Annotated in this window: 24 protein-coding genes; 7 read left to right on the forward strand and 17 right to left on the reverse strand. The window is 64.8% G+C overall.

Annotated elements, in window-relative coordinates; genetic code table 11:
• Window positions 1–236 precede the first annotated feature (236 nt).
• The 3 genes from EN786_RS05635 to EN786_RS05645 form a co-directional block, all read right to left on the reverse strand.
• On the reverse strand, window positions 237–2,681 hold the full coding sequence (locus tag EN786_RS05635) for a sulfatase-like hydrolase/transferase (RefSeq protein WP_127283585.1): 2,445 nt from the start codon (window positions 2,679–2,681) through the stop codon (window positions 237–239).
• A 234-nt stretch (window positions 2,682–2,915) separates the two neighbouring features.
• On the reverse strand, window positions 2,916–3,656 hold the full coding sequence (locus EN786_RS05640) for a hypothetical protein (protein WP_127309364.1): 741 nt from the start codon (window positions 3,654–3,656) through the stop codon (window positions 2,916–2,918).
• A gap of 145 nt (window positions 3,657–3,801) precedes the next feature.
• A complete protein-coding gene (locus tag EN786_RS05645) occupies window positions 3,802–4,320 on the reverse strand; it encodes a hypothetical protein (RefSeq protein WP_245478164.1) in 519 nt (172 codons plus the stop codon).
• A gap of 234 nt (window positions 4,321–4,554) precedes the next feature.
• Here EN786_RS05645 and EN786_RS05655 point away from each other — a divergent pair, with 234 nt between their 5' ends.
• Together EN786_RS05655 and EN786_RS05660 are read left to right on the forward strand one after the other, a co-directional pair.
• Window positions 4,555–7,221, forward strand: coding sequence for a DUF6212 domain-containing protein (locus tag EN786_RS05655; RefSeq protein ID WP_189340311.1), 2,667 nt, complete (start codon window positions 4,555–4,557; stop codon window positions 7,219–7,221).
• Window positions 7,222–7,347: 126 nt separating this feature from the next.
• Entirely contained in the window at window positions 7,348–7,635 is a 288-nt protein-coding gene (locus EN786_RS05660) for a hypothetical protein (RefSeq protein WP_135908056.1), read from the forward strand.
• 29 nt (window positions 7,636–7,664) lie between these two features.
• Here EN786_RS05660 and EN786_RS05665 read toward each other — a convergent pair whose 3' ends face one another.
• Window positions 7,665–8,669, reverse strand: coding sequence for a glycosyltransferase family 2 protein (locus EN786_RS05665; RefSeq protein WP_127309367.1), 1,005 nt, complete (start codon window positions 8,667–8,669; stop codon window positions 7,665–7,667).
• 141 nt (window positions 8,670–8,810) lie between these two features.
• On the opposite strand from EN786_RS05665, the gene EN786_RS05670 reads away from it, so the two are divergent.
• Both EN786_RS05670 and EN786_RS05675 read left to right on the forward strand, forming a co-directional pair.
• A complete protein-coding gene (locus EN786_RS05670; RefSeq protein ID WP_135908058.1) occupies window positions 8,811–12,101 on the forward strand; it encodes a DUF6212 domain-containing protein in 3,291 nt (1,096 codons plus the stop codon).
• 82 nt (window positions 12,102–12,183) lie between these two features.
• Window positions 12,184–12,960: an OmpA family protein gene (locus EN786_RS05675; RefSeq protein ID WP_127285213.1), complete on the forward strand. Its 777-nt coding sequence runs from the start codon at window positions 12,184–12,186 to the stop codon at window positions 12,958–12,960.
• 53 nt (window positions 12,961–13,013) lie between these two features.
• Here the strand turns inward: EN786_RS05675 and EN786_RS05680 are convergent, their stop codons facing one another.
• The 6 genes from EN786_RS05680 to EN786_RS05705 form a co-directional block, all read right to left on the reverse strand.
• A complete protein-coding gene (locus EN786_RS05680) occupies window positions 13,014–14,225 on the reverse strand; it encodes an MFS transporter (RefSeq protein WP_127285214.1) in 1,212 nt (403 codons plus the stop codon).
• Window positions 14,222–15,616, reverse strand: coding sequence for an NAD(P)-binding protein (locus EN786_RS05685; RefSeq protein WP_127285215.1), 1,395 nt, complete (start codon window positions 15,614–15,616; stop codon window positions 14,222–14,224). The genes EN786_RS05680 and EN786_RS05685 overlap by 4 nt, the downstream gene beginning before the upstream one ends.
• Before the next feature lie 48 nt (window positions 15,617–15,664).
• Window positions 15,665–15,985: a metalloregulator ArsR/SmtB family transcription factor gene (locus tag EN786_RS05690; protein WP_127285216.1), complete on the reverse strand. Its 321-nt coding sequence runs from the start codon at window positions 15,983–15,985 to the stop codon at window positions 15,665–15,667.
• Between the two features lie 66 nt (window positions 15,986–16,051).
• Window positions 16,052–16,474, reverse strand: a complete 423-nt coding sequence (gene arsC, locus EN786_RS05695) for an arsenate reductase (glutaredoxin) (protein WP_127309755.1) — start codon at window positions 16,472–16,474, stop codon at window positions 16,052–16,054.
• Complete coding sequence (locus EN786_RS05700) at window positions 16,471–17,160, reverse strand: MIP/aquaporin family protein (protein ID WP_127285218.1); 690 nt, start codon at window positions 17,158–17,160, stop codon at window positions 16,471–16,473. The genes arsC and EN786_RS05700 overlap by 4 nt, the downstream gene beginning before the upstream one ends.
• 25 nt (window positions 17,161–17,185) lie before the next feature.
• Window positions 17,186–17,518 carry a helix-turn-helix transcriptional regulator gene (locus EN786_RS05705; protein WP_127285219.1) on the reverse strand — a complete coding sequence of 111 codons (333 nt, stop codon included), beginning with the start codon at window positions 17,516–17,518 and terminating at the stop codon, window positions 17,186–17,188.
• A 174-nt stretch (window positions 17,519–17,692) separates the two neighbouring features.
• Between EN786_RS05705 and EN786_RS05710 the strand changes: the two genes are divergently transcribed.
• Window positions 17,693–18,271 (forward strand): cation transporter, encoded by a 579-nt coding sequence (locus EN786_RS05710; RefSeq protein ID WP_127285220.1) that lies wholly within the window; start codon window positions 17,693–17,695, stop codon window positions 18,269–18,271.
• Between the two features lie 76 nt (window positions 18,272–18,347).
• Here the strand turns inward: EN786_RS05710 and EN786_RS05715 are convergent, their stop codons facing one another.
• Together EN786_RS05715 and EN786_RS05720 are read right to left on the reverse strand one after the other, a co-directional pair.
• Window positions 18,348–18,938: an NAD(P)H-dependent oxidoreductase gene (locus tag EN786_RS05715; RefSeq protein ID WP_127285221.1), complete on the reverse strand. Its 591-nt coding sequence runs from the start codon at window positions 18,936–18,938 to the stop codon at window positions 18,348–18,350.
• A 106-nt stretch (window positions 18,939–19,044) separates the two neighbouring features.
• Window positions 19,045–19,413 carry an antibiotic biosynthesis monooxygenase family protein gene (locus EN786_RS05720; protein WP_127285222.1) on the reverse strand — a complete coding sequence of 123 codons (369 nt, stop codon included), beginning with the start codon at window positions 19,411–19,413 and terminating at the stop codon, window positions 19,045–19,047.
• Between the two features lie 95 nt (window positions 19,414–19,508).
• Here EN786_RS05720 and EN786_RS05725 point away from each other — a divergent pair, with 95 nt between their 5' ends.
• Entirely contained in the window at window positions 19,509–19,985 is a 477-nt protein-coding gene (locus EN786_RS05725) for a MarR family winged helix-turn-helix transcriptional regulator (protein ID WP_127285223.1), read from the forward strand.
• Between the two features lie 201 nt (window positions 19,986–20,186).
• Window positions 20,187–21,347 carry a hypothetical protein gene (locus tag EN786_RS05730; protein ID WP_127285224.1) on the forward strand — a complete coding sequence of 387 codons (1,161 nt, stop codon included), beginning with the start codon at window positions 20,187–20,189 and terminating at the stop codon, window positions 21,345–21,347.
• 45 nt (window positions 21,348–21,392) lie between these two features.
• Here the strand turns inward: EN786_RS05730 and EN786_RS05735 are convergent, their stop codons facing one another.
• From EN786_RS05735 to EN786_RS05755, 5 genes are read right to left on the reverse strand one after another with little or no spacing between them, the layout of a single operon-like run.
• Entirely contained in the window at window positions 21,393–22,391 is a 999-nt protein-coding gene (locus EN786_RS05735; protein ID WP_127309754.1) for a Rieske 2Fe-2S domain-containing protein, read from the reverse strand.
• A complete protein-coding gene (locus EN786_RS05740) occupies window positions 22,388–23,533 on the reverse strand; it encodes a GNAT family N-acetyltransferase (RefSeq protein WP_245478205.1) in 1,146 nt (381 codons plus the stop codon). Before EN786_RS05740 ends, EN786_RS05735 begins: the two co-directional genes overlap by 4 nt.
• Window positions 23,530–24,786, reverse strand: a complete 1,257-nt coding sequence (locus EN786_RS05745) for a F390 synthetase-related protein (protein ID WP_127285227.1) — start codon at window positions 24,784–24,786, stop codon at window positions 23,530–23,532. The genes EN786_RS05740 and EN786_RS05745 overlap by 4 nt, the downstream gene beginning before the upstream one ends.
• The gene (locus EN786_RS05750; protein WP_127309752.1) at window positions 24,783–25,622 is read right to left on the reverse strand and encodes an MBL fold metallo-hydrolase; all 840 of its coding nucleotides are present in this window, start codon (window positions 25,620–25,622) and stop codon (window positions 24,783–24,785) included. Before EN786_RS05750 ends, EN786_RS05745 begins: the two co-directional genes overlap by 4 nt.
• A complete protein-coding gene (locus EN786_RS05755) occupies window positions 25,619–26,602 on the reverse strand; it encodes an NAD-dependent epimerase/dehydratase family protein (protein ID WP_127309751.1) in 984 nt (327 codons plus the stop codon). The genes EN786_RS05750 and EN786_RS05755 overlap by 4 nt, the downstream gene beginning before the upstream one ends.
• Between the last annotated feature and the right edge of the window lie 2 nt (window positions 26,603–26,604).

Genomic DNA, 26,604 nt, shown 5'->3' on the forward strand with positions numbered 1-26,604 from the left:
CTCGCCCTCGGCTCGCGCCCCCCGGCGAAGGATCAGTGTCGCGAGCGGCGGCTTGAACGCCAGCCGCTCTTTTCCACTGCCCTTCCATATTAGTCGACGCTGATTAAAATTCGGGCAAGCGGCGTGGTGAGCACCGTCTTTCGCCATTGCGCCAGATATTGTTAAAATGCCACCTATTGGCTTTGCTGCCCGCCCTCGGAAGGCGGCGCGTCAACGCGGTACGCAGATCCTCGCTCCTACACGCATCCGTCGACGAAGGGACCGCCGACCCATAGCGAGCCGTTGTTGTACATGCTGGTGCCGCTGCCATCGGTGTAGCCGGTGGCCCGGTTGTCGATATGCAGCCTGCTGTTTGGGACCAGCTGGCCGTTCACCTTAATGCTCTTGATGAACAGGTTGCGATCGCCTGGCTTGCCCTGCCCGGCCCACAGATCATTGGCAAAGCGAAGCTCGATCAAATGCGGACTGGCCACGGCGCTGAGGTCGACGAAGAATGGCTTCGCATCGGCCGACGCCGCCTGCAGCTCGGCGCCGATCTGGTCGGGCGTTATGGCCTTGCTTTGCACGCCCGAAACGTTGATCTGGGCGACGGGCTTGCCATCCACCAGGACATCCAGGCGCGGCGGTCCTTCGAACTCCGTGCCGGTGGCGTCGATCTCCAGGTTGGTGACGGTGCAGCGCGCAGTGTCTTTGGCCTCGGCAGCGACCAGATCGGCGACGCGCCGCCGCTGCGACTGCACCCATCCGGCGATTGGCTGCAGCAGCGCGTTGCGATCGCTGGCGTCGTTGAAGAGATTTGTCCGCTCGTCGGGATCGGCCTTGAGGTCGTACTGCTCGACCTTGCCGGTGGTCGCGTTGAAGACGACCTTGCGGTCGTCCTCGCGGTAGCCGAACAGGAAGCCAGCCCAGGGATTGAAGAAGAAGATCTTGTTCGGCCGCTGCTCGCTGAACAGGCTGCGCCCCTGCCACTGCTTGGGCAGCGGAAGACCGAGTATGTCGAGGATGGTCGGGGCGATGTCGACGATGCCGCCGACGGAATGTACGACCTGATCGTGGAAGAGATGCTTGTTGATCATGATCAGCGGGATGTGGACGTTCTCCTCATAGATCGCGCTGGCATGGACATAGTCGTCATGCTCGCCGAACGCCTCGCCATGATCGCCAAGGATCACGACCAACGTTGAATCGAGCTTGCCCGACTGCTTCAGCGACTCGAGGATTTCGCCAAGCGCCGTATCGCCGACCTTGAGGGCATTGAGGTAGGCATTGAATTTTTCGTCGTCCGAGTAGTGGACCAGCCCGGTGTGGGAGGACGGCGCCATCTTCGAGAACATCGGGCTGTCGGTGATGTAGGGATAATGGGTCATCGCCGTGAACATGATGGCGAAGAAAGGATTGCCCTCGTCCTTGTTCATCCAGTCGATGGTCGACTGCGCCGTGCACAGATCACTGTTGTAATCCATATTCTTCCACTGCTCGGAACTGAGCTTGAAGGTGGGAGTGGCGCATTTCTGCCCGCGATAATCCTGGATCGTATCAAGCCCCTTGTTGAGCAGGAATTCGTCGACGCGCTGGAACCGGGAATCCGCGCTCCAGAAGAAGCCGGTGCGAAAGCTGTGCGCGGAAAGGATGTTGGAGATCGAGTCCAGCGGCAGATACGGATGCTGCATCGTCATGCCGTAGTATGAGATGTCGTTGTACATCGAGGTAAACAGAGAAAATAGCGAGTAGTGCGTGGAAGGGGCATGCGCATAGATGTTGTCAAAGCGCACGGAATCCGCCGCATAGCTTTTTATGTTTGGCGTGACGGGGTATTTACCGCCAAAGGTCTCGATATATTTGGATGGCACCGACTCCATCATGAAAATCAGCACGTTCTTGATCGGGTTCGGTACTGGCGCCTTGAAGCTCGAGGTTTCCGGCGGCCGCTCCGCGACGCTGGCGGTGTCGGGGTCATTGGCGCTGGCGTTCATCGTCAGGACCACCGGCGTCGGACTGAGCAGGGCCGATTCGACGAAATGCACGATCGGATTGTCGATCTTCGCCGCTGGCAGCGCTTCCGCATGCACGTGATAGGCCGTGCCGGCCAAGGCGCCGGCGACGCCCAGCACGAGCGTGGCCAGAAGGACCCTGTGACCGACGACACCGAGCCGCAGCCACAGTCTGGCCGCCGCGTAGCCTAGGACAAGCACCAGAAGGATGGACAACGACACGATGGCGACGTCCCTGGTGTTGAGCGCGTCGCCCATGGCGTTCCGGGCGTCGGCATTCTGCAGGAAGTCGCCATAGACCAGCCATTGGAAGGTGAACGGCTCGCCCAGCATCTTGACGAGATTTATGTTGGCAAAGCCCCAGCCCAGCGACACCAGGACGGCGAGGTAGAAAATGAAGCCGACGACAGCGCAGCCAAGCCGGCTGGCCTTGACCGGAAAAAGAAGGATCAACGCCGTCACGGTCAGGGACGCCATGACGATCAGGTCGTAGTAGCTCGATGCCAGTCCCTTGGGCATGGACGCGACAAGGCCGCCGAGCGTCGTTTGCGGATCGACGATGACGCCCCGGTAGACGCCCAGAAGCAGCCACGACAACAAGCCCGTGCAAATGATCTGCAGGCTCATGCGCCGGAAGCGCGTGTCCCGAGACGACGCTGGCGGCTCGTTCGACACCATACGGCCGCTCACGGCAATGCCCTGCCCGGCGTGCCGGAACGGCTCGCCCAGCCCGTGCCGCCAATGACGCCGGCAATCGCGAAAACACTCATAGGACTATCCGCCGCCAGTTTGCGCTTCGGCCCAGCTACGGCCGAAAGCCTTCAAACCCCCATGACAGAATCGGTCCGAGCTAAAAAAGAGTCAACAAAATCAAGTATTCGTTAACCAAACTTGTCGTGAACTGGTTAACCGGACGCGTTGACCTCACCCGAACGCGTAGAGGGCTTCCGTGGAAATGGCCCTGAAGTAGGCGGTGAATTCCCAGTAATTCTCGATGCGCTCGGCGAACGGGCGCGATGGCGGCTTCAGGATGTCGGTCTCGAAACGGTCGAGGCGCTGAGAGCCGCCGAGATAGGCTATGATCGCGTTGCCGACCAGCGGATCGGCGATGTCGCTGTAGTGGATCGGGAAATAGGGCTGCCCGGTTTCGAACAGTACGGATTTGATCTTGGCCCGAAACAGGTTCAGTTCGTGGAGATAGGCATTGAAGCGGTCGATGTCGAAATGCACCTTTTTCCGGTAGTCGCCGGCGGGCAGCGGATCCGAGGCGTGAACCGCCCAGACTCCGGACGCCTCCGCCTCGAGCAATGAAACGAACGACGCGACCGGGTTCCTGACGAGCCAGAGTTTCTTGACGCTCTCGTCTTCCAGCACCGGAAGAATGGCGGGGCGCGTCTGTTCGGGGAATATGTGGAAGCCGACAAAGCGGGCCGCGGGGTCGTCGAAAATCCGCGCTATGAATTGTTCTGGGTCGGCGTCGCGCATCTCAACGCCTTCACGCGGCAGGCTCAGCTTCTCGTGGTAGTCGCTGCGCAAGCCGACAAAGCCCGCGTTGAAGATCTCGCCATGCATCACCATCCCCTCATACTGGTTGAGATGACGGTTGAGCGCTTGCGATCCTGTCCTTTGCGAGGCGAGAAGCACGAACTTTTGGCAAGACTGCATTCGCACCAGGCCCGTGACGAATAAGACGGCTTCGAAAATACACCAATGACTTCTTGGATCAAATGCGGGCAGCCGCGGGCATGAATCGGCTGTGGCGGGCCTGCGCCCGCCACCCGTCAATGCCTTTCAGTACTGGTTCGCAGGATCAGCCGCCACGCAGGCGCGTCGGGCCGAAGCTGGCAATGGTCGTGCCGCGCTGCTCGGAAGGACATGTCGGCAGAAAGCGGCTGGCATCCGCATATGTCATGGTCGCGATCGAACCCTTCAGTCCGCCGCGCTTGGCGATCCAGCCGCGAACCCAGCCCGGATAGTTCTTCATCATGAAATTGGCGGCGACCTGGTTGCCCCGCGCCCCTGCGCCATAAGGCAGGTGGAAGCCGAACGACGCGCGCTGCGTGACGCACACCTTGCTCTTGGGCATCGACAGATAGAGCGTACAGGCCGAGTCGCACGCACCGTTGAAACGCACGAAGGTGCCGCTGCGGCGCATCTTCAGCGCACGGATAGCATAGTCGATCACATAGCCGCCGCGGTCGCCGCTGATCGTCTTGACGTTGGCACTGCCGAGGTTGATGCGCGGCCGCATAAGTTGGTCGGCGGAGCTCGCCGAGACCGTTGCGCCCATTACGACGAGCGCACCGAGAAACTTCATTGTCGTTTTCATTTGCGCCTCCTGGTATGCCGTCATGACTAGCCAGGAGCCGTAAAGATTGCTTATGCCGGGTCGCTAAAGTTGTAACAGTCGATTGTTTGCACAGTCATTTTAGCACCTGCTTGACGAGTTGGTTTACCGATGGCGCAAAAGCATGATCACCGAAAAGTAAACCTGACGCGGGCATAGTGGCGGGTGGACCGCGTCGCGAAGGGCGCTGTCGGCGGGACCGAACAGGGAATTTCGATGGTCGTTGGTGGCAAGGAGCTGGGGCCGGTGGAGCCGGAAGGCAAGCCTCGCCGCGTCTGCGTCGTGACGAGCGTGATCGGCCGTCCCGGCGAGGACGATGCTGCCATGCCCGCGCTGGCCAGGCTCTTCGCCGGAGACGGCGACGACGTCACCCTGGTTTGGGTGCCGGGCCCGGACGCGCCGTCTTCCGAGGTGGTGGCGACACACCGCGGCGAGTTGGAGGCGGCCTCCATCCGGCTGCAGGTCCTCGACCGATCGGATCAGCTGCTTCCTTGGCTGGCGACGCCCGAGAGCCGGTCGGCCGCCGTGCTGCATTACCTGGAGCGGTCCGGCCATGACCTGGTCTATGCGCCGCTCGAGGGCGGATTGCCCTACTTCACCTTGCTCGCGGCCGAGACGGCGGCGTTCGTCGCGCCGCCCATCGTGATCGTGGCCCATGCCCCCAGCGAGTGGGCCGATGAAGCCGACAAGGCGTTCATCGACAGTACCCAGGCGATTGCCGTCGCCCATATGGAAAAATACTGCGCCGAGATGGCCGACAGCACGATCTGTGCGTCGGCCGCCCTGCGAAAATGGATGTTGTCGCGGGGCTGGAAGGTCAGGAAGGCGACAGTGGCGCCGCTGCTGCGCGATCCGCTCGACCAGACCGGCGCGCGCACGATCGCCAGGAAGAGCGCAAGCGAACTCGTCGTCCTCGCCGGGTGGCGGGTCCGCGATGGCCTGACGCTGTTCTGCGATGCGCTGGACATCCTCGCGCCGACCGCGCCCGAAGGCCTTAAGGTCACCGCGTTCGGCCCGTTCGGAAGGATCATGGGCGAGCATAGCGGCGGACTGCTTCTGCGGCGCGCCGAGCGATGGCCGTTCAAGCTCAACCTTCTGCCGGGCGCCGACCTGAACGCAAGGCTCGACCACGTCGCGCGGACCGGGGGGCTCGCTGTCGTTCCCGCGCGGGCGGCATCGACCGGCGGAGTCGTCGCTGCCTGCATCGCGGCGGGAGTGCCGATCGTTGCGACCAATATCGGCGCGAACGCCGAGGCCTGGATCGCCGAGGCCGGTCAGCCCGGGCTGGTCGATCCCGATCCCGCCGCGCTGGCGCGGGCGATTTCGGCCGCGCTCGACAGCCCGCCCCGCCCCCAGCCGATCGTGCGTCAGAATCGCCAGGCCTGGCTGGATACGCGCGCTGCGCCGCGCAAGCGGGCCCGCAAAGGCGCCGCCCCATCGCCGCTGGTTTCGATCGTCATGGCCCATCGCAATCGGCCGCTCTATCTGAAACAGGCGATCGCTGCGATCGAAGCGCAGACTTACCGGGATCTCGAGCTGGTGCTGGTCGACGATGGCAGCGACCAGGACGAGGCCAGGCGATTGCTGGATGCGCTGGAACCGGACTTCCGCCGGCGCGGATGGAAGATCCTGCGCCGACCGCACCGGCATCTCGGCGCGGCGCGAAACGCCGGCGTTCGCGCCGCCAAGGGCGAGTTGATCCTGTTCGCGGACGACGACAACGCATTGTTTCCGGAGGCGGTGGACCATTTCGTGCGCGCCATGGCAGCAACGGGCGCGGACATCTGCACGGCGTTCCAGCTGATCTTCTACGAGGACGTCGTGCCGGAGAAGCGGGCCGACGGGCTGATCCAGTATCTGCCGCTCGGCGGCCCCGACGCGCTCGGCCTGATCCACAACGTCTATGGCGACGCCAATGCGATGGTGCGCCGGTCAGTCTTCTCGCGGATCGGATTCCTGGTCGAAGAGCCTGGCTACGCCGTGCACGACTGGGAATTCTTTGCGCGAGCCTCGCTTGCCGGGCTGAAGATCCGACCGATCCCGAAGCCGCTCTACTGGTACCGCTCGAAACCGGATAGCATGTTCCGGACGTCGAACTGGTACGATAATCGCCGCCCTGTCCTGGAGACATTTGGCTCCGGCCAGTTCGATGGCGCCGGGCCGCTCTACCAGCTCGCCATCGCCCAGAACACGACGCGATCCGAACTGGAAAGCGCGCGCGAAAACCTGAGGTACACACCCGCCTATCGAGACTATCTGGAACTCTGCGATCTCGAGCCGAACAGCGATGTGGCCCTGCAGAAACTGGCGGGCATTGCCGGCTCGATCGGCCGTCCCGAGACCGCGGCCGGTCTGCTTGGACGGCCTGCCACCATGGCCGTTGATGCCCCCGGTCGTCCGCGCGACGGCGGCGGTTCAACCACCCTCGCCTACGAAGTGCTGCGGAGCGCCAGGTTGCTGACGCCACGCGCCTCGGCCCTGCCACTGTTGCTTGTCGCGCCGGATGGCGGCGGCGTGTTCCTGCGCCCGCACGCGGACGGCGTCGTCGCGGCCTCGCTTGATCTCCATTTTCCACCCTTCTTTCGAAGGGTGGAGGCAACGGTCGAGATCGCGCATGCCGAGGCGTCGGCAATGGACTTCGCGCTTGCGCTTGCCCGCCCCGATCAAAGCATAGACTGGCAGGGGGATATCGCCGCCCAGACCTTTGCCTTCTCAGGCTGGACGACCGTCGAAGAAAAATTCGTGCGCCACTCGCTGGTGGCGGCGCTTCGCGCGCGGCGCAAGATGCCGCTCTCGATCGCGCTTGCGGTTCGTTTCGCGGGAAGGCCGAATGGTTCGCCGACCAATGCCTTCTTTCGGCAGCTTGTATTGTTCAGCGACTAGCGCCTTCGCGGCGGATTCGGACGTTAACCTTGCGCCAGGATGGGGCTCGGCACACCCGCAGTTATGGTTGACAAAATGCTAACAAAACAATAAATTCAACGTGGTGCGTGGTGAAAGGGGTTAGTTATGCGTAAGATCCAATCGCTACTGTTGGGTGGGCTTAGTATTCTTGGTGTAAGCGTCGCTTTCTCGGGCGCGGCGCAGGCGCAATTCGAAGTCGGGGTCAAGGAGGCCGAGCTCGCATGTGAGCAGGCCCTCAGGATCGGCACGATCGAGGCGCTCGAGGACTATCTGCATCGCTATCCGAATGCTCCGACGGCATGCAAAGCGCTTGCTTTGAACAGCCTGGCGCAGTTCGATCCGGATGGCGACGGCGGAGATCATGGAGAGGGTGGCGGCGGCTACGGCGGATAGGTACCCGCCGCAGTTTCCAGTTCGCTATGTCAGGTGGCCGTGCCTTGGCGCGGCCCGACGGCGTTTGCGACGAACTCGGCGTAGCGATCCGAGGTTTTCATCCAGCCGAGGTCCACAAGCTGCGCGGCGTCGTGATAGCGAACGGAGCGATGGTTCCGGAGCGACAGTTTCGGATTGCGCTCCAGCGCCTCCATGTAGGCGGCGCGCTCCTCGAGCGTCTTTTCCTTCAACTGCGTGTTCTCGCTCAGCGACGACGCTGATTTCTGGCGGAAGCCCCAGACGAATTTGAAGTGCAGCAACGCGACGCGGAGCTCGCTGAACCGGACCTTGCTGATCGTGTGCTGCGCCACGTGATAGTGCCTGCCGCGCTCCCATCGCACGATCGGGACCTTGCTCAGGCACGGCGGAAAAGTCTGCTTGAACCGGCCGTGCCAGAAGACGCGCTCCCGCACGCCGCCGAACATCTGCTGCGGCGGATACAAGCCGTCACGCGCACGCAGCCAACCCGGCTCCGGATCGAAATAGGGTGAGGCCTCGATAAGCGGGATCTTGCCGTCATAGCTGCACTCGGCCAACGGGCCGTCGGCGTACATGTCGATCATGGAGCCGATCACCGCGTCCGAGCCGGTCGCGTCGAGATAATCGCAAAGCCGGTGCAGATCCACCCGCTCGAAATCCGGGTAGACGAGCAGTTCGTCGGCGTCGATCGACAGACACCAATGGCCGGTGCCGAAGACGTTCATCAGCGTGTTGATCCACCGCGGTGGATCGATGTTTTCGGCGAAATGCGATCCCTCGGTGTGGAAGCAATGGCTGTCCGCCTGCTCCAATATCAGTTCGCGCGTACCGTCGGTGGAGCCGTTGTCCAGGAAGAAAAACCGATCGACGCCAAGGCCGCGATAGTGATCGAGAAGCTTGGGCAGCAGCGTCGCTTCGTTGCGCAGTCCGACAAAGCACAGGATCTCGCCTGCGGCCACGTCGATCGGCCGCTCGTCGAGTCGCGCGAGGTGTTTTGGGGATTGCAGGCCAACCATCGGAACGTCATCAATCCGGTTACGCGAACGCGCGGGAGCGCTATTGTGAGCCGCAAAACAATTATCAAAGTATTATCCAACTGTTGGCAAGACTGTTTCGAGCGCGGCGGCAGGCTGACAGTGGACCGATAGGGGGACCGATTGAGCGTTGGTTCGAAGGCGGGCACGACGCCCAAAGGCAAGCGGCAGGCAAGCCGGAAGCCGCGCAATGTATGCATCGTTTCGGAGGTCGAATTCGGCTCGACAGTGACCGCCGATCCCGGGTCGGCGACCTACGCGCTGGCACAGCATCTGGCGGCGACCGGCGATACGGTGACGCTGCTCTGGGTGCCAAGCCCCACAGGCAGCCAGCCGGACGAGCAGGAGATCGCCAGGCTCGGCAAATGGTGTTTCGACAATTTCCTGGTGCGGCTCGAATTGTTGCCGCCATCGCCCGAATTGCTGCGTGGGTACGATTCGAGCGACAAGCATTCCGTGGCCGTCTACCACTATCTCAAGCAGAACGCGTTCGATGTCGTCTATTTCGCGCTCGAAGGCGGACTGGCGCATTTCCCGACCGTTGCCAAGCGGACCGGCGTCTTTCCCGATCCTCCCGCCATCGTCGTGCTTGCCCACGAACCGCTGATGTGGAAGCTGCAGGCGAACGGTCGGGCGGTCGAGCGCAAGGAGCAGATGACCGTCGCGCATATGGAACGGATTTCGGCCGAGACCTGCGACCATCTCGTCGTCACCGGCCAGTCGCTGCTCGACTGGATGACCAAGGCAGGGTGGAAGCTGCCGGCCAGCCGCCATGTTGCCGCTCCGCTGGTGCCGGAGGAATGGCGTTCGAACTTCCACTCCGATCATTATCGGCCGCGACAGCGGCTGACCACGGAAGTGGTTCATTTCTCGGGGACCGAGGCGCGCGGCGGCCTGACGCTGTTTTGCGATGCGCTCGACCGTCTTGCCGACAGCGGCATCACCGATCTGGCGGTGACTGTCGTCGGCGCCTTCGGGCATGTGCTTGGCGAGCATTCGGGCGGCATGATCGTGCGGCGCGCGCAGCAATGGCCGTTCAAGCTCAAGCTGCTGCCGATTCGCGACGAGCCGGACATTTTCAGGTATCTGCGGCAGAGCCATGCGCTGGTGGCGATCACCCATGCGGCGGCACAGCTGCCGATGGATGTGGTGGCCTGCATCGACGAGGAGATCCCGTTCGTCGCCACCGATGTCGGCAGCGTACGCGACATGCTGCAGCCCAAGTCGGCCGATGCCGTCCTGATGGCGCCTGCCGCTTCCGCCATCGCGGCCAAAATCGCGACGGTGCTGGAAAACCGCTCGATCGTCGCGGCGAAGCCGATGCATGGGCGCGAGGCCCGCGCCAAGGCCTGGAGCCGGCTGCACGAGAAATTCGGCCGCGAACCGCGCAAGGCCGCGAGCCCGCGCCGCAGCCGGCCGCCGCTGGTTTCGATCATCACCGCGCACTACAACCGGGCGCAGCTGTTGCCGCAGGCGATCGCCTCGGTTCGCCGCCAGGACTATCCGAACATCGAATTGGTCGTCGTCGACGACGGCAGCACCGATCCGGACGCGGTTCGGCTGCTGGCGGAACTGGAACCGGAGTTCGAGCAGCGCGGCTGGCGGATCATCCGGCAAAAGAACGGCTTCCTCGGCAAGGCGCGCAACACCGGCATCTGCGCCGCCAAGGGTTCGCTGATCCTGTTCCTGGACGACGACAATGCGCTGTTCCCAAACGCCGTCAGCACGCTTGTCGCCGGCATGCAGAACTCCGGCGCCGATATATGCACGACCTTTGCCAAGTGGCTCAACGAGCCCTTCGTGCCGCCGGATACCAAGAGCGGCTACATGCTCTATTTCCCGGTCGGCGGCCCCACCGACATCGCCCTGATCACCAATCCCTATGGCGATGCCAATGCGATGTTCCGGCGCGAGGTGTTCGACAAGATCGGCTACCTCAACGAAGAGCGCGGTTTTTCCGCCAGCGATTGGGAATTCTTCCTACGCGCCGACCTCGCCGGCCTGGAGGTCGTTACCGTGCCGGAGCCGCTCTATTGGTACCGGTCGGCGCCGACAGGCATGAACCGGAATGCCGAGTGGCTGAGGAACCGCAGGCCGATCATCGAGGTCTTCCGCAAGCACAAATTCGCGCGAACGGACATGTTCGTGCAGCTCGGCATCAGCTCGAACACGGCCAGCCACGAGAAGGACCTCAACCTCTGGAATCTGGAATTGCGGGTCAAGGACGAGCGGTATCTGAGGCTGAGCGCGGGTTCCGCCAATGCCCCGGACGCGATGCAGCTGCTGGCCGAGATCGCGGCCCGCGAAGGCCGGGCGGACACCGCGATTTCGCTGCTCGCCCATGCGGGGCGATCCGACTTTACGCTTGGCGTGGTCGACATGCTCAAGGCAGCCGCCGACGAAACCGTGCCGGAACTGCATTCCTCGCTCTATCGCGAGCACTACCTTTCCGTCGAGCCGCTGCGCCTGGCGCATGTCGGTTCACATCCGGATGCCGATGCCAATCCGCTGAGCTATGTCGAACAATCGCCGGATCAGCTGTTTCTCGAAGCCAAGGGCGGCAACATCACCATGGCCTTGCTGAAGGGCGTCTGCCCGCCGGGTGCTATCGGCGCGAGCTGCTGGGTCTATCTCGACGAGGACCTGACCGAGCCCGCGCAGTTCCAGCTGGCGATCGTCGACGCGGAAAACCAGACCTTCGGCGACCTCGCCAAGGTGCTGGAGAGCAATGGCGGGAGCGGCTGGGCGGATGTCAGCCGGGCGCACGAGGCGCGCGAGATCCAGGCGGCCGTCAGCTCGCCGTCGTTTGCCAGGCGCGACCTGCTGCTCGCGGTACGGACTGCCGGCAGCCGCGTGCTGGGAGGCTTTTCGAGCATCCAGGTTCGCCATGCGGTTTCGAACGGCGCGAGACACCCGCGTCTCAACGCGCCGCAACAGCGCCAGCGCATGCGCCGGATAACCAATGACGAGCTCAAGCATGCGGCGCTCGTCACCAACCATCCCTCCGACCTGCCGACGCTGCTCGTCGCCGGCGACAGTGGCGGCATATTCCTGCGGCCGAACACGCATGGCCCGGTCGTCGCCGCGCTCAATTCAGCCTTCCCGGCCTTTGCCAGAAGCGTCGTGGCAACGGTAGAGATCGCTCATGAGGAGGCGTCTCCTTTCGAGTTCGCCATGGCGCTGGGCAAGCCGGAGGAAAAGCTCTCCTGGAAAGGCGATGCCCCGACCGGCGCCCTCGCCTTCTCCGGATGGACACGGGTTTCGAGACCTTTCGAGCTGCAAGACTTGAAAGTCTCGATCCGCGAGATAGATCGCAAATGGCTGACGATCTATCTGGCCATCCGCCTGCCGCGCGGCTCCAAGTCGATGCCGTCCAATGCCTTCTGGCGCAAGCTGCTGCTCGTGTGGGACTGACGAACGCCGGCCGCGGTTTGCCCACCTTGCCGCAGTAAAGAGCGGGGCGTTAGACTAAGCCGCAGCAGGAGGCGCCAAGAAAATGAAGAAATCATTCATTCTTGTTCTGGCCTTTATTAGCGCTGTCGCAAGTACGGTAACTTTCAGCGCAGTCGCCCAGGAACGCGACGTTGGCCCGAACTGCACGCAGTGGAACTCCTATCGCGTCCTCTTCAAGAAGGGCGACGGCAAGATAGCGGAGGATTCCGCCAACGCGTTGAAGGCTTTCATCAAGGACGCCGGGAAGGATTGCGGCTACAGGCTCTATGCGACGGCGAGCAAAGAAGGTGGCTACGACAAGGCTGACGGCATTGCCGGCCGCAGGCTGAACGCGACCAGCGACTTCCTCAAGGTACAAGGCGTCAAGCCGGAAATGGTGCTGGCGCTCTCGCATTGGGTCGACGACAGCGCCACAAACACGAACACGGCGCGGAGCGCGATCGTCTACACCTTGCCGAAGCAAGGCATATCGTGCCGGCAATATGAGAGACGCGCAGCTGTCCAGGTCCATCTGTTTTTCGACAGCCAGTCCTCTGTGATTTCATCGCGGATCAAGAATGACCTCGAGAAGTTCGCCGCGAGCATCAAGGACTCGCGCTGCAACGTCGAACTGACGGCCTTGGCGGCCAAGGAATTCAAAGGCGCCAATGCCGTAAAGACAAACAAGGCACTGGCCAGGCAGCGCTTGAAAGTGATCGTGGACATCCTGACCGCGGCTGGGATCGACGGTGACCGGCTCATCGACACGAACGTCGAATATGTTGGCGACAGCAAGCCGAACGTCGCCAGGAATCGCCTGGCGATCGCCTCGCTGATGTAGCGGCTCGCCGAGCCCTTCCGGGATCTTCAGCCGCGGATCGCTCGGCAGCGACGTCAACCCGGCTGCAGTTGCAGGCGCCCGTTGCGGGCCATCAGCCAGCGCAGGCCGCAAGCCAACACGACGTTGAGCAGCGCAAGCGCACCGAGAACGGCGAGCGTGCCTTGCGCTCCCGTACATTGCATCAGCAGCGCGCCGAGCGAAGGGGCGGCCGACTGGGCGATCAGGCTCGGCATCGCGAGGCGGCCCATCAGTTTCGCGTAGCCCGACGGCCCGAACAGAGCGAGCGGCAAGGTGCCGCGCGCGATCGATTCAAGACCGATGCCGGCGCCGTAGAAGCCGAGCGCCACCGGCATGGCCGGCATGCCGGTCCAGAGCGCCAGGACGCCGATGGCGACAAAGCTCGCCGAGACGAGCTTGGTCCAGATCGGATGATGGTAGCGCGCGATCATCATCTCGACGGCGCGCGCCGTCACCTGCGAAGGACCCACAAGGGCGCCAAGACCAACAGCGGCGGCGAGCGCCAGACCGCCGGCCTGCAGGATCGACAGCAGATGCACCGAGAGCGTCGAGGAGATCACCGCCGCGAGCGTGATGGTGGTGGCGAGCAAGGCCATGACGGGGAAGGATGGATTGCCTGCCGTTGCGGCGACGTTGCGGTCGATTTCGGATACGGCGCCGCGTTGCGGCGCCCGGCGCGGGAGCAGGGTGAGATAGAGCGGCAGCGCGATGAGGAGCTGCACAGCGGCATAGGCAAGGCAGGCGCCGCGCCAGCCGATCGCGGCCATCAGGAAGGCCGAGATCGGCCAGCAGACGGTGCTGGCGAAGCCGCCGAACAGGGTCAGCGTGGTGATGGCCGAACGCGCGCCGCCGCCATAGAGGCGGCCAAGCGTGGCGAAGGCCGCGTCATAGAGCCCTGCCCCCATGCCGAGCCCGATCACCAGCCAGGCGGCGATATAGGCGGCAAGCGAAGGCGCCATCGCCAGGCCGATCTGGCCGGCGCCGATGCAAACGGCGCTGAAGGCTAGCACATTGCGGCCGCCATGGCGCTCGATCGAGGAGCCGACGCGCGGCGAGATCAGGCCGGCGACCATAAGCCCGAGCGACAGGCCGCCGACCACCCATGCCAGCGGCCAGCCGGTGTCGCGGGCCACCGCCGGCGCGATAACCGCCGGCAGATAGTAGGACGAGCCCCAGGCCATGATCTGCGTCAGGCCGAGCACGGTGATGATCGTGCCGCGGCCGCGCATGCCCGCCGGGGTGCTCATGCGGCGACGCCGCAGCCGCAACCGCCCTTGCCGGCGGCTTTCGCCTCGGCGTCGGCGACGCAGCAGGCATCCGCAACTTGCGGGGCTGGGCCGCCGCAGCAGCCAGCGGACACGTCGTCGGTTGCAGCGAGCGCTGCCGGCACCGTGCAGACCCCGGTTTGCGGCAGCACCAGTTGCACCGCATCGGCGGAGGCCATGTCGCCTGCCAATGCGGCCGCGACAGAGCGCACCTGCTCGTAGCCGGTCAGCAGCAGGAAGGTCGGCGCACGGCCATAGCTCTTGATGCCGACGGTGTAGAAGCCAGGCTCGGGATGACTGAGTTCGCGGTGTCCGTGCGGAGGCACGTCGCCGCAGGAATGCTCGTTGGGATCGATCAGCGGCCCCAATGCCTTGACGCCTTCCAGCCATGGATCGAGGTCGAGCCGCAACTCCCTGGCCAGGCCGAGATCGGGCCGCTGGCCGGTCGCGGCGATGATGCGGTCGACAGGGCCGATGCGCTGCAAACCGTCCGCCGTCTCGCCCTCGACAAACAGGCGGCCGCCCTCCCCGCGAATTGCCGTCGTGGCAAACCCTGTGACCAGTCGGACGCGGCCGCTCTCGGCTAGGTCCCGGACGTCGGATCCAAGTTCACCGCGAGCCGGCAAGGCATCCAGATCCCCGCCGCCATAGATGCGTACGAGATCGGTGCCGCGCGTCGTCCAGATGAAGGCCGTTCCCGGCTCGTCATCCGCCAGCCTGGCAAGGTCGAGCAAGGCATTGGCGGCCGAATGGCCGGAACCTGCGACCAAAGTGGTACGGCCGGCGTAAAGGGTTCGCTCCCGGCCGAGAATGTCGGGAATGCCGTAGGCGATGCTGTCGGCGAATTTCGCCTCGCCCTCCGCGGCGATGCCGCCGGCACCGAGCGGATTGGGCGTGCGCCATGTGCCGGAGGCATCGATGACGGCGCGGGCGCTGTCGCGCCTGATGCCGCCGGTGGTTTCGACCACCAGCATGAAGGGACGCGCCTCGCGCTCCTTGCCGCGCACCTTGTCGGCGCCCCAGCGCGAGATGCCGGTGACGCGGGCACCGGTTTCGATCACCGATGACAGTTGCGGCAGTTTCGTGAGCGGCTCAAGATAGAGATCGACAAGCTCATTGGCTGTGGGAAACGCTTCGGGGTCGGGCATGTCCCAGGCAGTCGCTTCGAGCAGCTTTCTCGCCGCCTGGTCGACGCAATAGCGCCACGGCGTGAAAACGCGGACATGGCCCCAATCCCTGAGGTTGGAGCCTGCTTCGTCGCCCGCCTCGTAAAGCTTTACCGGCACACCCTGCTCCTGCAGGTGGACGGTCGCCGCCAGGCCGACAGGGCCGGCGCCGATGACGGCGACTGGGAGATCGTTCTGCTCGCTCATGCTTTCACCTTCCGTAATTCCGGGAGTATCGAAATAGCAGGCAAAAAATTATGCCGCCGCCTCTCCCGTTACGGGGTTGCAGGCGGCGTCAGCGCAGCATTCGTCAGCGAGGAAGCCAATCAGATCGCGCATTATCGGATAGTTGGCGCGGCAGATCAGCGTCGTCGCCTGCCGCTCCTGGCTCACCAGCCCGGTCAGGATCAGCCGGTGCAGATGATGCGACAGCGTCGAAGCGGCAATGCCCAGGTTCTCCTGCAGGTAGCCGACCGGCCTGCCGGCCTCACCTGCCCTGACCAGGATGCGATAGAGGTTCAGCCGCGTCGGATTGCCGAGCGCTTCCAGCTGCTTTGCCGCTTGTTCGAGTTTCATGGAAATAGTGATACACCCAAGACAAACGGTCGTCAAACTACATTTCGATGAAATTCGAAATAGACCTCAACCAGCCCGCTTGCCGTCGGCGTCGATCACCACCTCGCCATCCTCCTTGGTGAAGGGGCCGATATCCGGATTGGGCAGGATGTCGAGCACCGCTTCCGACGGCCGCGCCAATATCGTGCCCTTCGGCGTCACCACGATCGGGCGGTTGATCAGGATCGGATGCGCCAGCATGAAATCGAGGATATCGTCGTCGCTCCATTTCGGATTGGCGAGGTCGAGTTCGGCGTAGGGCGTGCCCTTCTCGCGCAGCAGCTGGCGGGGCGTCATCGCCATGGCGGCGATCAGTTCGACGAGCTTTTCGCGCGAAGGCGGCGTCTTCAGATACTCGACGACCTCCGGCTCCTCGCCCGACTGGCGGATGATGGCCAGCGTGTTGCGCGAGGTGCCGCAGGCGGGGTTGTGATAGATAGTGATGCTCATTCGGCGGGCCTCGGTGCGGGGTTGGATTGAGGATCGGCAAGCAGCCAGCCGGCGAGCGCCAAGGCGAGCAGCGTGCCGGCCAATTCAGCCACGATGAAGGCCGGGACATCGTGCGGCCGGATGCCGGCAAAGGTGTTGGAGAAGGCGCGTGCAACGGCCACTGCCGGATTGGCAAAGGAGGTCGAGGCGGTGAACCAATAGGCGGCGGTGATGTAGAGCCCGACCAGCCAAGGGATGGCATCGCCACGGAAGCGCAGGCCAGCCAAGATGGTGAAGACCAGCCCGAAACTCGCGACTAGCTCGGCGATCCACTGCCCTGCCCCGCTGCGCACCGTCGTGGACAGCTCCACCAGAGGCAAGCCGAACATGGCATGCGCAACGAACGTGCCGGCGAGGCCGCCGAGCAACTGGGCCGCGACATAGCAAAGTGCGGCATGCCAGCCGATCTCGCGCCTCAGGCCAAACACCAGCGTCACAGCCGGATTGAAGTGAGCCCCTGAGATCGGGCCGAGGATGGTGATCAGCACCACCAGGATGGCGCCCGTCGGGAGCGTGTTGCCGAGCAGGGAAAGCGCGACGTCGTCGGTGAGACGATCGGCCATGATGCCCGAGCCGACGACGGCAGCGACCAGCATCGCGGTGCCGAGCGCCTCGGCAACGAGACGGCGGGGAAGATCGACAATCATGTGCGGATCCGCATGTCTTGTAGTGCTAGCATTTGCAGCTCACGGCCTGGAGTGCCGGCTGGCAGAGCTGCGGCGCGCCGTTGCAGCAATCCTCCATCAGATAGGCGAGCAGGTCGCGGAAGCCGGTCATGTCGGCGACATAGCGGATTGTGCGCCCCTCGCGGCTGGCGTTGGCCAGTCCGGCATGGTCGAGCACCTTCAGATGCGCAGACATGGTGTTCTGGACGATGCCGAGCCGCGCGGCGATCTCACCGGCCGGCAGGCCGCCCGCCCCGGTCTTCACCAGCAAGCGGAAAACCTCCAGGCGGGTGTCCTGGCCGAGCGCCGCCAATGCCCGAAGGGCCGCTTCCTTATCCATGCACATATCCGAAAATCTGGATTTAAGGATGCTTATCTTCACCGTGTGACAGTTGCATGACAGCCACGCGAACGTTGACAGGTTGATCGCATTTGACTGGCGCCGCGGCGGTCCGCGGCTGGAACGCGGCCTGCTTTGCGCTAAGGATGCAACATTGATCGACGGATGAGAATCATGACTGGCGACCTGAGCAGGACCGTGCGGTTGGTGGCGATCCTGAACCTTGCCTATTTCGGGATAGAATTTGCGATTGCCGTCCGGATCGGGTCCGTATCGCTATTTGCCGACAGCATCGATTTTCTGGAGGATGCGTCGATCAATCTCCTGATCCTGGTCGGGCTGGGTTGGGCGGCCCGCAATCGGGCGCGGCTTGGAATGCTGCTCGCCGGCGTACTCCTGGTCCCGGCTTTGGCCACGCTATGGACCGCATGGCAAAAGCTCCATTTTCCGGTTCCGCCCTCGCCCGTACCACTCACTCTCACGGCGATGGGTGCGATCCTCGTGAACCTGTCATGCGCACTCATGCTCGCGCGTTATCGCCATCATGGAGGAAGCCTCTCCCGTGCGGCGTTCCTGTCGGCGCGCAACGATGTCCTTGCCAACGTAGCGATCATCGCTGCCGGTCTGGTCACGGCATTCCTGTGGAATTCGGCCTGGCCCGATATCATCGTCGGGCTTGCCATCGCTGTCTTGAACGCCGATGCCGCCCGCGAGGTTTTCAGTGCCGCGAGGCGCGAGCAGGCCGAAAGTTGAATCCGACATGACACATTCAGGCGGCCTGGTTGTGATGCCTCTTCCCCGAAAATCGCGCCGGGCACGGCAATGGAACTCAGAACGTATCGAAGCGACGCTCCACCTCGCGCGCGAACACTTCCCGCTTTTCGTCCGATATGCTGTGAACGGAGTATCGCGACAGGTACAGATGCCGCACGCCCCGGCCGCACATGGTCTTCAGGCCGCGCAGCAGCACCTTCTTTCCGGGGTTCTGCATATAGAGTTGGGTGTACCACCACGGCGACCCGCATGTGGTGACCACGCCCATGCGGCGGATATTGAGCAGCGAAGGCTTGATCAGGCCGTCATCGGGCGGCACCTCGTAAGCGATGCCTGGGCGCCATACGCGATCGAAATAGCCTTTCAGTATGGCGGGCATGCCCGACCACCAGGTCGGAAAGCAGAAGACGCATGCCTCTGCCCATAACAGCGCATCGACATAGACCTGCAGATCCTTCGGCACCTGGGAGGGATCGTAATGGCCACGCCATTCCTCGGGCAGCATCGCCGGATTGAAACCCATCTTGTACAGGTCGAAGTCGATGACTTCGTCGCCTCTCGCCTTGAGCGTCTTGACGATGCGCTGGTGAAGCGACGCCAAATAGCTGTCAGCCGCCGGGTGCGCGTAGAGTACGTTGACCTTCATCGGATGACGCCCTCAAGCCTTCCACCCCGAAGGTACTAGTCGAAGCTAATAGGCTTGCCTAGCTGCCGGCACGCCCTTGCGGTTGGCGTCATCCTTGCCGCTTCGGCTAGGCCACGCAGATCCCCGGCACCGCGACCTTCTCGAACAGATGCGGCGACGCGACGGCCGAGGACGGATAGGCCGAGATCTTCGCCCTGAACTGCGGATGCGTGAAGGCGGCGCGGAAGGCGGCGGTCGATTCCCACACGGCATAGTTCAGGTAGGTCGGGCTGTCGCCGATCGCGCGGTGAAGCTGGGTCGAGATGAAGCCCGGCTGCTGCTTCATGAACACGGCGTCGTCCTGCCAGACGTCGAGGAAGGTTTGCTCGTCGGCCTTGTCGAGCGTGAAGACGTTCACCAGCACGACGGCGGTGGCATCGATGGCGACCTGGCGGTCGATCGGGAAAGCGGGGTCGAGGGGACGCATATGGGTCATGAGGGTTTCCTTCAATTGGTGTTATGATGTCAATCTGTTACGATGCCTACATATGCATTTGACAACATGATGTCAATATCGATACAAGGTGACAAATGCCCAGCACGAAACGAACACCGCCCGGCAAGGCCTTGAGCGACCTCATCCTCGACCTGTTCAGGCTGAACAGCCGCATCAGCGCGGCCGGCGACAGGCTGGTCGCCAATCTCGGCCTGACCAGCGCTCGCTGGCAGGTGCTGGGCGCCATCGTCGCCGCCGCGCATCCGCAGCCGGTGGCGTGGCTGGCGCGGGATCTCGGCGCAAACCGCCAGAACGTGCAGCGCATCGTTAACGATCTCGAGGGCGAAGGGCTGGTCGCCTTCAAGGCCAACCCACATCACCGGCGGGCGCAGCTTGTCGTGCTGGCCGACAAGGGGCGTGCAGCCTACGACGCGGCCATGCGCCTGCAGGCCCCCTGGATCAACAACCTCGCCGACGGGCTTTCGGTCGAGGACATCAACACCATGCACGGCGTGATCACGGCGCTGCGCAAAAAACTGGAAGGCAACGACGACGCTGAAGAGCAGAGCTGACCGCTGCGGAACGGTGGCTGTTCCATCCACTTGCTGAGCGCTGTCCCGATGCTGGCGCTGGTCGGTTCCCGGGATCGCCGGCTTTGGACGACCCGAGCCGGCTGACGATACAGGCGCGGCTCCGTTGCCAAGCGCGCCGATTTCGCGCAACGGTTCCGCCAACCGCAATCACCGCCGTGGGCTTGCCGATGCCAATGTCCCGTGCCCGATAGCACTGTCCTCGTCACCGGAGCGCGCGCGCCGGTGGCGCTGCATCTGGCGCGGCTGCTGCATGGCGCCGGGCGACGCGTAATCCTGGCCGACACCCCTGCCCGGCCGATCGCCGCCGCCAGCATAGCCTGCGCGCTCTATCGCCGCCTGCCGCCGCCGCGCTTCGAGCCGGCGGCCCATGCCGAGGCCGTCGAGGCGCTGGTGCGCGCCGAAGGGATTGGCCTGGTCATCCCGACCTGCGAGGAGGTTTTTCATCTGGCGCTCGCCTGGCGCGGCCGCGCGATCCCGGCGCGTCTGCTCGCCCCCGGTATCGAGCTGCTTGCCGAGGTCCACAACAAGCATGCCTTCATCCGGCTGGCCGAACGGCTTGGCCTCGCCGTGCCGCAAACGACGCTGCTGCAATCCAGAGCCGATCTGGAAGCGGTGCGCGGCCGCGCGCGCGAACTGGTGTTCAAACCGGTATGGTCGCGCTTCGCCAGCCAGGTGCTTTTGCGCCCCTCGCCCGACGAACTCGATGCCGTCACCCCCTCGCTCGCCATGCCCTGGGTAGCGCAGCATTTCGTGACGGGCGAGGAGATCAGCGCCTATGCGGTGGCGCGCGAGGGCAAGCTCAAGGCGTTCGCCCTCTATCGCTCGCTCTACCGTGCCGGCAAGGGCGCCGGCATCTTCTTCGAACGCATCGAGGATGCGTGGGCGCGCGAGCTGGTCGAGCGCATCGCCGGTGGCACGTCATGGACCGGGCAAATCTCCTTCGACCTGATGCGGCAGGTGGACGGAACAGTGCTGCCGCTGGAGTGCAACCCGCGCGCCGTCAGCGGCCTGCATTTCTTCCGCGATCCGGCGCGCTTCGCAGGCGCCGTGCTGGGAGACGGGCCCGAGGTCAGACCCGATGTCACCGCGCCCCAGACAGTGCGGCTCGCCATGTGGATCTACGGGCTGCCGGCGGCCTTGCGCTCCGGTGGCCTCGGCCGCTTCAGCAAAGCGATGCGCGGTGCGGAGGAACTGCTCGACTGGCCCGGCGATCCTGCACCGGTCAAGGCGCAGTGGCCGGCGCTGGCCGAGATCGCCGGCATCGCGCTTCGAGAACGCATCGGCCTGCAGGCGGCGTCAACGCGCGACATCGAGTGGAACGGGCCTGAGGAGCTCTTCTGAGGTCCGGCGCGAAGGAACGACACGCCGAGTTCTCCAATGCACCGTCTAAAGCTCGATCTGGTGCACGCGCGGCTCTTCCGCTGCCGGGGGCAGTTCGCCCGCGATGATCGCGGCGATGTCTCGGCGCAGGAAATCGAGCGGCCCGATCACCGGCAGCGCTGGCGGGGCAAAACGGGCGTTGTCACTCGCCGATTTCAGCACGCGGCGATCCTGCTGCAACGCGATGTTGAACAACGGTTTGAAGGCAAGCGCCTTGATCCCGCCGAGCCAGCCCTGGCGCGGGCCGATCAGCCAGCCGACGCCCTCGACGGTGCGCGCGTCGGCCTGGCGCAGATGGAAGGTGGTGGCGAGCGCGAGCCCATCCTTGCCCCAATATTCGAGTTCGGCGATGCCGGGGTAACGGAAGCGGCCGATGGTTTTCGCGCGCTCGCCTTCCAATAGCCGGCTGATCAGCCCCTGCTGTCGATCCTCGCCGGTGTAGCAAGCCTCGACCCAGCCCTCACCGCCTGTCACTTCGACGCGCACGAGATGGCGCTTCGAACCCAGGCCGCGCAGCAGGCCCTTGTGGGTGAAGTGGGTGTGGGTGGCATCGAGGATGTTTTCGGCCGCGTCGATCACCGTCGACTGCGTCGAGCTGCGCACCCGCCGCACGACGACGTTCTTGCCCTGCATGCAATGGAGATAGGGTTCGGCCTCGGGCGTGCCCGACGAGACGAAGACGACGCCGTCGCGCACGATGGCGCCAAAGCGGCGCACCCGGTAATGCGGCATCTCGCCGACATGACCGGGGATGGCGGTGCAGCGTCCTTCCCCGTCATAGCGCCAGCCGTGATAGGGGCACTCGATCTCGCCGCCGACGAGCTTGCCGGTCGACAGTTCGACCAGCCGGTGCGGGCAGCGGTCGAACAGCGCCGCAATGCCTTGCGCCGAGCGGAACAGCACCAGCGGCTGGCCGTCGAACAGGATGCGCTTCGGCTTGCCCCTGATGTCGCCCGACAGCGCCACGGCCTGCCAGTGATCCTTCCGCTTTTGGCGCTCGCTCAAAGTTCGAACCTCCTGAGCAGGGGAATGCCTACCCGCGCCAGCACGGTTTCCATGACGCGGATCGCCACGCGTTGGCGACGCGGCAGATGACCGGCATAGACGGCGTTGTATTCGATCGCCGCGACGGCGCCGCGCCGTCGCTTGAAGCTTGCGGCCCCGGCGCTCATGTTGAAGAACAGGCCGCGCGCCGTGGCATGGTCCTGCGCCATCGCCATCACCATGCGATAGAGGCCCTCCGCTATCGGCAGCCCGGTGTCGTAGCCGACGATCGGCTGGGTCAGCGTGCCGCCGTTCTCGAACAGGCCGGTGACGGCGACGAGTTCGCCGCCCGGCCGACGCAGCCCGACCAGGCTGAGAACGCCGCGCCGGTGCATCTCGGCGATGTAGCGAGCGGTGTAGTGCGGGTTGAGCGGCGTGTATTTTTCCAGATAGAGCATGCTGTAGAGCTGTTCCGCGCGCGCATAGTCGGCTTCGCTGAAATCGGCACCGCCGACGCGCTTGAAGGGCGTGCTGCCGAGCCGCTTGCGGTCGCGCTTCATGTCGTTGCTCATGGCCGGCGCCGAACCGCGGTCGGCGAAGATGTAGATCTGGCGCGCCGCCAGCATGCGAAAGCCTTCCGCCTTCAGCGCCGCGATGGTGGCCGGGTCGGCGATCTCGTTCAGCGAACGGATGACGATGGCGCGGTCCGGGAAGCGCACCGCAAGGTCGGCACGCAAGGCGGCGATTGCGGCACGGTCGAGCAGCGGCACCGGATTGGTCGAAAAGAGCCAGTTGTTGAGCTGAACCTGATGGTCGAGGCCGCTTGCGCGCACCAGCGGCGCGCAGGCGCCGATCAGCGCTTTGAGCGAACGCCGCAGCGACGGGTGCGCGATGAAGTTGCGCGTCTCGTCGACGGCATAGTCGATATAGGCGCCGGACGGGCAGCAGATGTAGCAGTTGGGCGCGTCGCTGGTGTCGTTCAGGGTCAGCGGGAAGGTGCGGCCGGCGACCTCCACGCTTTCGACCGACGTGGTAAGGTTGGAAACGAGAGCGCGTACCGGCACGTCGTTGAAGAGCCGGACGAAAGCCTCGACCTTGCCGGGGCTGTTCTGGACTCGGTCCGCCTGCTGAAGCGGTCTCTCCATCATGGCGGCCGGGCTCACGGCGCCACTCCCAGCCGGCATTCGACGCGGCGCAATTTGCGGCCGGTCTCCAGCGGCAGGGGCGCCCGCACCAGATCGACCGTCGCCATCGCCTTGCGCGCCGCAAGCAGCGCGAGCACCGCCTGATGCGCGGCAGTCGCCGCCTCGTCGGCGAGATCCGGCGCGAGCCTCAGCTCAATGGCATCGGTCGCCGACTGCACCAGCCGGAAATCGTCGATGCGACGGTCGGCCTTGAGCACCGCATTGCGCAGTATGTCGGGGGTGAGCAGGACCTGGCCAGCGACCGATTCCAGCCGGAAGACGTCGTCCATGCGGCCAACGACCTCGTCGACGCAGCGCAGCGGCGAACCGCATTTGCAAGGCTGCTCAGAGAGCCGCAACAGGTCGTTCATCCGGTATCGCGCCATGATCTGGGTCTGACGGCGGAAGGCGGTGACCAGCGGCGTCACCAGCCCGTCGCCGGCCGGCTCGAATTCGAAGAACACCGAATCCTCGGCGAGATGCAGGCCGCCCTGCCGGCAGGTCACCGCGAACAGGCCCTCCGTCGCCATGTAGATCTGGTCGAGCGGCAGCCGGAAGAAATTTTCGATAACCGGACGGTCGACCGGATCGAGCGTCTCGGCGGCCGAGAAGACGCGTTGCGGCGAGAGCCGAAAGCCCGACGTCGCGAAATGCCGCAACATCTTCGGCGGCGCGATGATCACCGTTGGCCGAAAGTCCTCGAGCGTCGCGCGCCAATGTTCCGGGCCGAGCGTCAGGTCGAAGAAGCGCAGGTCGATGCGCCGCGATTTGCGCGCGCTGTCGTACAGTCCCGTGTTCTGCGGCAGGATGACGGCGACGCGCATGCCGCGCCACAGAAGATCGGGTGCCGCCTTGGCGAGGATCGTACCCAGCCAGCGGTATTTTTCCGCCTCGGAGATGACGAACAGGCCGCGATTGCCGGACGTACCGGTACTCGCGCCAACCGTCAGGTCGCCGAGGCGGCCGTCGGCGGAAGCGGCGGCCCAGGCATCGCGGGCCGATACGCCGCCGATATTGAAGCGCTCGAAATTCGCCATCAGCAGCGCCTTGTCGGTCACAGGCAGGTCGCCGAGCTGTCGCGGCGCCCGGCCATAGAACGGCGCCAGCGGCAGGTCGTGGTCGAGCCAACGACGCAGGGTGGCCGCTTGCCAGCGCTCGAAGGCCGGCCGGCTTTTGCGCGAAACCCAGCGCGTCAGCACGAAGGAACCGATGGCTTCCGCGAGCCCGTTCATCCGGCCACCGCCGGCAGATCGTGCGCGCTCAGGTCGTACTGCGTCATCGCGGGGTCGTGGCAGAGCATCACCTGTCCACCCGTCGCCTGGAAGCGACGCAGCATCTCGCAGGTCGGGCCGATGGCGGCAACGTCCTCGGCGATGAGGCTGGAGGGAAAGCCGGGGGCGCGCTTCGGATCGAGTGCGGCGAGCAGCCATTGCGCGTCGACGGCATAGAGCAGCGGCCGCTCCAGCCCGGCGAACAAAAGGCCGAACTGGCCGTCGGCATGGCCGGGCAGATCGACCGCCACGACGCTGCCGTCGCCGAAGAGATCGGCGCCGCCGGGCACGCCGCCGCGCGTGTCGATCCGCCGCTTCGTGGACAGGCCGTCGAGCCTTGCCTCGAAGTCGGCCGGGAAGAGTTCGGTGAAGACGCCGTGGCGCAGGTTCTGCCTCGGCGTGCGCGCCTTGAGGCGCGCCCAGGCGGAGCCGCTGGCGATGAAACGGGCGTTGGGAAACAGCGACAGACCCGAGATGTGGTCGGCGTGGAAATGGCTAACGATGACGGCGCGGACATCGCCGGGCGCAAGGCCGAAGCGCTGGAGCACCGGCAGCACCTGCTCTGCCGCTTTGAGCTCGGGCCGCAGCACCGCGCCATAGAGGCGCAGCATCCAGCCGCGCCCCTCGCCCGTGACAGACTCCGGCGTGTAGCCGGTGTCGACCAGCACCGGCCCGGCCTGCGGATGCAGGATCAAGCCGTAGCGGACGCGCAGCCGCACACTGTGCCAGCCGCCGCCGCGCAGGATCAGCCGTTCGGCGGCACTGACCCAGGCACTGTTAGCAAAGTGGACCTTCATGCCGGGCCTCCGCCGGCGAAGGTGCGGTCGAGCCCCTGCGCGAAGGCGATTTTCGGCGCCCAGCCGAGCAGGCGGCGCGCCTTGGCGAGGTCGAGACTTTGCGCGTAGGCGAAGAGGCCGAGCCCATAGCGCGTCACCGGCGGCTCGGGACGGCCGGGAAGAGCGAGCGCTACCGCCTCCATGGCGCCGGCGGCCAGCATCGCCGGCCAGAGCGGCATCCGCCGCCAGCGCGCCGCGATGCCGGCGCGGGCGCAGGCCTCGTCGGCGATGCGGCGCACCGGCAGCGGCTCGCCGCCCGACACGTTGAAGACCTCGCCTTCCGCCTCCGGCGGCGCGGCAAGCGCCACCATCACCGCATCGACGACATCGTCGACATGGGTGAGATCGATGCGGGCGCGGCCGTCGCGGAAGACCGGCAGCGGACGGCTCTTCGCCGCCTTGATGAGGCGCGGCAGCAACGCGCGGTCGCCGGCGCCGTAGATGCCGCGCGGCCGCAACGCTACCGGGTGGATGGCGGGCGCCGCCAGCACCAGCCGCTCAGCCTCGCGTTTGGTGCGGGCATAGTGGTTGACCGGATCGGGCAAGGCGGCGTCCTCGGTGAGACCGAGCTGGTCGCGAAAGGCGAAGCACACGGACGGGCTGGAAATGTGGACGAAGCGGCTCACACCTCGCCGGGTCGCGAAATCGAGCAGGTTTTTCGTCGCCGTGACATTGGCCGCCTCGAAATCCGCCAGGCGCCCGAACGGCGCTGACAGTGCCGCGCAATGGACGATCCGCTCGACCCTGCCCAGTCTCGGATCGAGCGCGCTGTCGAGCGGCTGCGACAGGTCATGGCGGATGATCCGATGGCCTGCGGCCTCCAGCGCCGCACAACATGCCGCATCACGGCCGAGCCCGAGCGCCAGCGTGCCGGACGCGGCCAGCCTTTCCAGCACATGGGAGCCCAGAAAGCCGCTGGCGCCGGTGACGAGCACGGCCATCG

Origin of the sequence: Mesorhizobium sp. M4B.F.Ca.ET.143.01.1.1 (assembly GCF_004792275.1) — a bacterium.
Taxonomy (GTDB): domain Bacteria; phylum Pseudomonadota; class Alphaproteobacteria; order Rhizobiales; family Rhizobiaceae; genus Mesorhizobium; species Mesorhizobium abyssinicae.